6 protein-coding genes and 1 pseudogene are annotated in these 6,770 nt (G+C 62.6%); 6 read left to right on the top strand and 1 reads right to left on the bottom strand.

Features of this window, described 5'->3' with window-relative positions:
- Nucleotides 1–357, top strand: a pseudogene (locus tag QZ326_RS10360) (DNA-protecting protein DprA); the annotation flags it as partial.
- A 59-nt stretch (nucleotides 358–416) separates the two neighbouring features.
- Nucleotides 417–2,762, top strand: a complete 2,346-nt coding sequence (gene topA, locus QZ326_RS10355; protein ID WP_295744890.1) for a type I DNA topoisomerase — start codon at nucleotides 417–419, stop codon at nucleotides 2,760–2,762.
- Here the strand turns inward: topA and QZ326_RS10350 are convergent.
- Nucleotides 2,759–3,007, bottom strand: coding sequence for a hypothetical protein (locus QZ326_RS10350; protein ID WP_295744888.1), 249 nt, complete (start codon nucleotides 3,005–3,007; stop codon nucleotides 2,759–2,761). The two genes, topA and QZ326_RS10350, sit on opposite strands and share 4 nt — an antisense overlap.
- Before the next feature lie 74 nt (nucleotides 3,008–3,081).
- On the opposite strand from QZ326_RS10350, the gene QZ326_RS10345 reads away from it, so the two are divergent.
- From QZ326_RS10345 to acpP, 4 genes are all read left to right on the top strand, one after another.
- Nucleotides 3,082–3,294 carry a helix-turn-helix domain-containing protein gene (locus tag QZ326_RS10345; protein WP_295744886.1) on the top strand — a complete coding sequence of 71 codons (213 nt, stop codon included), beginning with the start codon at nucleotides 3,082–3,084 and terminating at the stop codon, nucleotides 3,292–3,294.
- Nucleotides 3,295–3,451: 157 nt separating this feature from the next.
- Nucleotides 3,452–4,759: a methylenetetrahydrofolate--tRNA-(uracil(54)-C(5))-methyltransferase (FADH(2)-oxidizing) TrmFO gene (gene trmFO / locus QZ326_RS10340; RefSeq protein ID WP_295744884.1), complete on the top strand. Its 1,308-nt coding sequence runs from the start codon at nucleotides 3,452–3,454 to the stop codon at nucleotides 4,757–4,759.
- Complete coding sequence (gene plsX, locus QZ326_RS10335; protein WP_295744882.1) at nucleotides 4,756–5,790, top strand: phosphate acyltransferase PlsX; 1,035 nt, start codon at nucleotides 4,756–4,758, stop codon at nucleotides 5,788–5,790. The genes trmFO and plsX overlap by 4 nt, the downstream gene beginning before the upstream one ends.
- 71 nt (nucleotides 5,791–5,861) lie before the next feature.
- Nucleotides 5,862–6,107: an acyl carrier protein gene (gene acpP / locus QZ326_RS10330; protein ID WP_293284785.1), complete on the top strand. Its 246-nt coding sequence runs from the start codon at nucleotides 5,862–5,864 to the stop codon at nucleotides 6,105–6,107.
- Nucleotides 6,108–6,770: the final 663 nt, after the last annotated feature.

Below are 6,770 nucleotides of genomic sequence, written 5' to 3'. Positions count from 1 at the left end.
GTCACGGAGCCCCGGGATGTACTGAGCTGGTATGCCGCGCGATTCCCGGACAAGCTGCGTTTGGAGGCGTCCCTGGAGGAGCCGGAGACCCTGGGTTACCAGGCCCGGCGGGAGCGGGCGGAGGCTCCCAAGGCCGTGCCTCCGTCCTTGAGCGTCTCTGACAGCGGTCTCACCGATGACCAGATCGCCCTGCTGCGGGCCCTCACTGACGAGCCCCGGCTGGTGGACGATCTCATCGAGGAGACCGGCATTCCCGCCCGGCGGGTGCTGTCGGCTCTTACCCTGCTGGAGCTGGACGGCCATATCACCCAGCACGCCGGCAAGCGGTACACCCGCGCTGTGGCGCTGGCGGAGTAAAATTTGAATTTAGATCCATCACACGCGCCCCCTTTAAAGCGTATGGAGGTTTCATGAGTATGGCAAAACACAGCCTGGTTATTGTGGAGTCCCCCGCAAAAGCCAAGACTATCGGCAAATATCTGGGCAAGGACTTCGAGGTGAAGGCCTGTATGGGCCACCTGCGGGACCTGCCCAAAAGCGTCCTGGGCGTGGACCTGGAACACGACTTTGAGCCGGTCTACAAGCCCATCAAGGGCAAGGAAGACATCATCAGCGACCTGAAAAAATCCGCCAAGGCGGCGGATACCGTCTATCTGGCCACCGACCCGGACCGGGAGGGGGAGGCTATCTCCTGGCACCTGAAGCAGCTTTTGGACCTGCCGGATGATAAGGCCCGGCGGGTCACCTTCAACGAGATCACCAAGAAGGTGGTGCAGGAGAGCATTCAGGAGCCCCGGGAGATCGACCAGGACCTGGTGGACGCCCAGCAGGCCCGCCGCATTCTGGACCGCATTGTGGGCTATGAGCTCAGCCCCCTGCTGTGGAAAAAGATCCGCCGGGGTCTCTCGGCGGGCCGGGTGCAGTCTGTGGCCACCCGCATGGTGGACGACCGGGACCGGGAGATTGAGGCCTTCCAGCCGGAGGAGTATTGGACCCTGGACGCCAAACTCCTGGGGGAGGAGGCAAAAAAAATCCCCTTTGCCGCCCGGTATCACGGGAAGAACGGCAAAAAGGCGGAGCTGAAATCGGCGGACGAGGTGGAGACCGTGGTCCGGGAGACGGAGAACGCCCCCTTTCTGGTGAAGTCCGTGAAGCGGACTGACAAGCACCGTAGCCCCTCGCCGCCCTTTACCACCTCCACCATGCAGCAGGAGGCGTCCCGGAAGCTGAACATGACTCCCCGGCGCACTATGGCCATTGCCCAGCAGCTCTATGAGGGCGTAGACATTGAGGGCGAGGGCACCGTGGGCCTCATCACCTATATGCGTACCGACTCCCTGCGCCTTTCTGAGGAGGCCCTGTCCTCCGTCAGGGGCTTCATCCAGGGCCGCTACGGAAAGAACTACTGCCCCGCCAAGCCCATTCACCACAAGGCCAAGGCAAATGCCCAGGATGCCCACGAGGCCATCCGCCCCAGCAATGTCAACTGGACGCCGGAGCAGGTGAAGAAGGACCTGACCAATGAGCAGTACCGCCTGTACCGCCTGATCTGGAGCCGGTTTGTGGCCTGCCAGATGTCCAACGCCGTGTATGACAGCGTGGCTGTGGAGATCGAGGCGGGGGGCCACAGCTTCCGCTCCAGCGCCTCCAGCCTGAAATTCTCCGGTTACACCGCCGTGTACGAGGAGGGAAAGGACGAGGAGAAAGAGGAGAAGGAGTCCCCGCTGCCCGCCCTGCGGGAGGGGGAGACGCTGAATCTCCAGGGTTTCTCCCGGGACCAGCACTTCACCCAGCCCCCGGCCCACTATACCGATGCCACACTGATCCGGGCCATGGAGGAGCAGGGTATCGGCCGCCCCTCCACCTATGCTCCCACCGTGTCCACCATTTTGGACCGGGAGTATGTCATCAAGGAGGGCAAGTACCTCCACATCACCAATCTGGGGCGGGTGGTTACGGAGCTGATGAAGGACAAATTCACCGACATCGCGGATCTGCATTTCACCGCCAACATGGAGGAGCGGTTGGACGCCGTGGAGGAGGGTAAGGCCCCCTGGCGGGAGATCCTGCGGGGCTTCTACGGGGACTTTGACAAAAACCTCCAGCAGGCCGAGAAGGACCTGGAGGGGGTGCGGATCAAGGTGCCCGACGAGGTCAGCGAGGAGATCTGCCCGGAGTGCGGGCGGAACCTGGTGGTGAAATCCGGACGGTTCGGCCGCTTCCTGGCCTGCCCGGGCTATCCGGACTGTTCCTTTACCATGCCGCTGGTGGTGGAGATGCCGGGCCGCTGTCCCAAGTGCGGCGGGCGGCTGATGAAACGCACCGGCACCAGCAAGAAGACCAATAAGCAGTATACCTACTACTGCTGCGAGCACACCACGGCCCGGGAGGGGGCCCCCAAGTGCGACTTCATGACCTGGGATGTGCCGGTGAAGGACGACTGCCCGGAGTGCGGGCACACCATGTTCAAGAAGGCGGGCCGGGGCTACAAGCGGCCCTTCTGTATCAACGAGGCGTGTCCCAACTTCCTGCCGGAGGACAAACGGGGCTATCCCAAAAAGCCTGCCTCCGGCGAGGCGGCCGGGGAGGCGGCGGAGCCCGACGGCAAGGCCGCGGAGAAGGCGCCGGAAGCGGCGAAGAAGACAGCGGCGAAAAAGACAGCCGTCAAAGCGGCCGCTAAAAAACCGGCGGCCAAAAAGCCCGCGGCCAAGAAGCCCGCGGCCAAAAAGCCGGCGAAGAAGGCCGCCAAGGCGGAGGGCTAAGTCAATTCCCTGCCAAGGCGGAGGGCGGCCTGAAAGACGGCCTCGGATTCCATGGCGGAGATGTTTTCCAGGGTGAGCTGATAGTTCTCAATGGTATGGAGCTCCGGCTCCGGGAGGGTGCTTACCAGCTTCTCGCAGAGCTTTTCGGCCCGAAGCTGTTCCAGCTTGAATTTGGCCTGGTCAATGTGTCCCGGGACACGGGATTCCAAAATGTAGGTATAGAGCAGTTGCATTACGTCTGTCATAATTACTCCCCCCGATAACGCAGATTTTCTTCGTAATTATATACGAAGAAAATCTGCATGTCAAGAGGTGACCAATGGAAATTTTTGCGCAGCGGGTAAAAGAATTGCGAAAGGAACGCAAAAAGACACAAACAGAAATGGCACAATATTTGGAAATTGGATTGAGGGCGTACCAATATTACGAGTCTGCAACGAATTATCCGAATATCCCGGGCCTAATCAAGCTGGCGGATTACTTTGAAGTCACAACTGACTACCTGCTGGGCCGCTCTCAGGAGCGGGGCTAGGTCTCGCCCTGACGGGCGGGGGAGAATTCAGCCATGGTGATGGCTGGGCAAAGCCCGTGCGTCGTCCCCGCCCGCGGCGGGAATCCCCCGTCCCGCCCCCGTGGGGCGGTATCCCTCCGTCCCCCCGCAGGGGCGAGACAATAAGGAGGCATTCCTTATGAACGTAACCGTCATAGGCGCCGGCCTGGCCGGCAGCGAGTGCGCTTGGCAGCTGGCCCAGCGGGGCATCCAGGTAACCCTCTGCGAGATGAAGCCGGAAAAGCGCACCCCCGCGCATACAACCGACAGCTTCGCAGAGCTCTGCTGCTCCAACTCCCTGCGCAGCGACCAGCTGGAAAACGCCGTGGGCCTTTTGAAGGAGGAGCTCCGCCGCCTGGGCTCCCTAATCCTGCGCTGCGCCGATGAAACCCGGGTGGAGGCCGGCGGCGCATTGGCGGTGGACCGCCACGGCTTTGCCGCTTTGGTGACGGAGCGGGTCCGCAGCCACCCTAATATCACAGTGGTGGAGGGCGAGGTCACGGATATCCCCGCCGGGGAGGTGGTAGTGGCCTCCGGCCCTCTGACCTCCGACGCCCTGGCGGACAGGCTCCGGGCATTGCTGGGGGCGGACAGCGCCCTCCACTTCTACGACGCCGCGGCGCCCCTGGTGTCCGCCGAGAGCGTGGATATGGACCTGGCGTGGTTTGGCTCCCGGTATGACAGAGGCACGGCAGACTACGTCAACTGTCCCATGAGCGGAGAGGAGTACGAGGCCTTCTGGCAGGCCCTCACCACTGCCCAGGAGGCAGAGGTCCACGGTTTTGAGGATAAGAGGGTCTTTGAGGGCTGTATGCCCGTGGAGGTCATGGCCCGCCGGGGACATGATACCCTGTGCTATGGCCCCTTAAAGCCACGGGGCCTGCGGGACCCCAGGACGGGGCGGGAGCCCTGCGCCGTGGTGCAGCTGCGGCGGGATAACGCGGAGGGCACGGTATACAATCTGGTGGGCTTCCAGACCCATCTGAAATTTCCGGAGCAGAGGCGGGTCTTCTCCATGATTCCCGCTCTCCATGACGCGGAGTTCCTGCGTTATGGCGTGATGCACCGGAATACCTTTTTGGACTCCCCCCGGCTGCTGGACCGCTATTACCGGCTGAAATCAGAGCCGAGGATCGCCTTCGCCGGGCAGATGACCGGTGTGGAGGGGTACGTGGAGTCCGCCGCCAGCGGCTTTCTGGTGGGGGTGGAGACCGCCCGCCGCCTGCGGGGGCTGCCGCCGGTGGACTTTCCCCGGGAGACGGCCGTCGGAGCCCTGGGGCTGTACATCTCTAACATGTCCGTAACGGCCTTCCAGCCCATGAATATCAACTTTGGGATCATGCCGCCCCTGGATCATCGGGTGAAGGGGAAGAGAAATAAAAACGCGGAGCTCTCGGCCCGGTCGCTGGCCATCGTTGAGAGCATCAAAGAGGAGGTCCTGGTATGAAGATCATCGTAGACGCCATGGGCGGCGACAACGCCCCCCAGGCCATCGTGCAGGGGGCGCTGGAGGCCAGCCGGGTCCACGGCGTGGATATCATCCTGGTGGGCCGGGCGGCGGAGGTGCTGCGGGCTGTGGAGGCCTGCGGGGAGAAGAACCTGCCCGCAGGCGTGGAGATCCGGGACGCCACGGAGGTGGTGGAGATCTCCGACGACCCCGCTATTGCCTTCAAAGTGAAAAAGGACTCCTCCCTGACGGTGGGATTGAACCTTCTGAAAAACGGGGAGGGGGACGCCTTTGTCTCCGCCGGCTCCACTGGCGCACTGCTGGCCGGGGCCACGCTGCTGGTCAAGCGCATCCGGGGTATCCGCCGGGCTGCTATGGGCCCCGTCATCCCCACGGCGGGGGGACGGGCCATCCTGTGCGACTGCGGCGCCAATGCCGAGTGTACGGCGGAGTACCTGCTCCAGTTCGCGTATCTTGGCAGCTATTACGCCAGCCGCGTGCTGGGGGTGGAGCGGCCCCGGGTGGCGCTTTTGAACATCGGCGCGGAGGAGGAGAAAGGCGACGCTCTGCGTCACGAGGCCTACGCCCTGCTGAAAGAGGCGGGAGATGCCGAAAGGATCAACTTCACCGGCAATATCGAGGCGGACGAAGCCATGCTGGGAGGGGCCGACGTCATCGTGGCCGACGGCTACACCGGTAATATCATGCTCAAGTCCGTGGAGGGCGTGGGGAAGTTTTTGCTGAAAGAGCTGAAAAAGATGTTCCTCTCCGGTACCAGGACCAAGGTGGCCGCCGCTCTGGTGAAGGGGGACATGGGGAGGATGAAAAAGCTGGTGGACCCCAGCGAGGTGGGCGGCACCCCCTTCCTGGGCATCTCCAAACCAGTGGTCAAGGCCCACGGTTCCTCCGATGCCCGGGCCGTCACAAACGCCATCCTGCGGGCCGTGGAGTACGCCGAGAGCGGCTTCATCGCTGACATCGAAAATAACATCAGTTTGATGAAGGTGGAGCGAAACACGGAAAAAAATTGAAATCCTCTTGACAGACATGCCGCTGTGCCGTATGATTACCCCAGACTATAATTCTCTAAGGAGTGAGACGTATGTCCGTTGAGGAAATTTTTCAGACGATGAGAGAACTGGTGGCGGAGCAGTTTGCCATGGAGCCCGCGGAGGTGAGCATGGAGACCGCCTTTGAGGAGGATCTGGGCGCCGATTCCGTGGACCTGGTGGAGCTGGTCATGGCCATGGAGGAGGAGTTTGAGGTGGGCGAGATCCAGGAAGAAGAGCTGGGCAGCCTCAAGACCGTGGGCGACGCGGTGAACTACATCGCGGCCAAAGTAAAATAAGGGACTGGGACCCCCGCCTCCGCGGCGGGGCTTCCTTTCGGAGTGTCAGCCATGCAGGAACTGGAGAAAAAACTGAATTATACCTTCCGGGACTCCACACTGCTGGAGGAGGCCCTGAGCCACAGCTCCTATGCCAACGAGCACCGTTCTGCCCGCCTGCGCAGCAACGAGCGGCTGGAGTTCCTGGGGGACTCGGTGCTGGGCTTTGTGACGGCGGAGTTTCTCTTCTTACAGCACCCGGACCTGCCGGAGGGGGACCTGACCCGCATCCGGGCGGCCCTGGTGTGCGAACAGAGCCTCTTCGAGGTGGCCCAGAAGCTGGACTTGGGCAGTTATTTGAAGTTGGGCCGGGGGGAGGAGACCGGCGGCGGCCGGACCCGCACCTCCATTCTGGCTGACGCCACGGAGGCGGTGTTTGCCGCGGTGTATCTGGACGGCGGGATTGCCGCCGCGTCAGAGCTGATTCACCGCTGTCTTCTGGAGGCCGAGCGGGAAGAGGTGGTGGAGGAGCGCCGGCGGGACTATAAGACCGCCCTGCAGGAGCTGGTCCAGCGTCAGGCGGACCAGGTGCTGGCCTACCGCATGGCGGGGGAAGCCGGGCCGGACCACGCCAAGACCAGATCGGAAGAGCGTCGTGTAGGGAAAGAGTGTAGATCTCGGTGG

Source organism: uncultured Oscillibacter sp. (genome assembly GCF_910587525.1).
Lineage (GTDB): Bacteria > Bacillota > Clostridia > Oscillospirales > Oscillospiraceae > Oscillibacter.
The sequence above is the reverse complement of the archived record's forward strand: the minus strand, read 5'-3'. Positions and strand labels throughout refer to the sequence as shown.

Bases quoted from the DNA above. Each gene is read 5' to 3' on its own strand.
- acpP (WP_293284785.1), top strand. From the start codon at position 5,862: ATGTCCGTTGAGGAAATTTTTCAGACGATGAGAGAACTGGTGGCGGAG.
- trmFO (WP_295744884.1), top strand. From the start codon at position 3,452: ATGAACGTAACCGTCATAGGCGCCGGCCTGGCCGGCAGCGAGTGCGCT.
- plsX (WP_295744882.1), top strand. From the start codon at position 4,756: ATGAAGATCATCGTAGACGCCATGGGCGGCGACAACGCCCCCCAGGCC.
- topA (WP_295744890.1), top strand. From the start codon at position 417: ATGGCAAAACACAGCCTGGTTATTGTGGAGTCCCCCGCAAAAGCCAAG.
- QZ326_RS10345 (WP_295744886.1), top strand. From the start codon at position 3,082: ATGGAAATTTTTGCGCAGCGGGTAAAAGAATTGCGAAAGGAACGCAAA.
- QZ326_RS10350 (WP_295744888.1), bottom strand. From the start codon at position 3,007: ATGACAGACGTAATGCAACTGCTCTATACCTACATTTTGGAATCCCGT.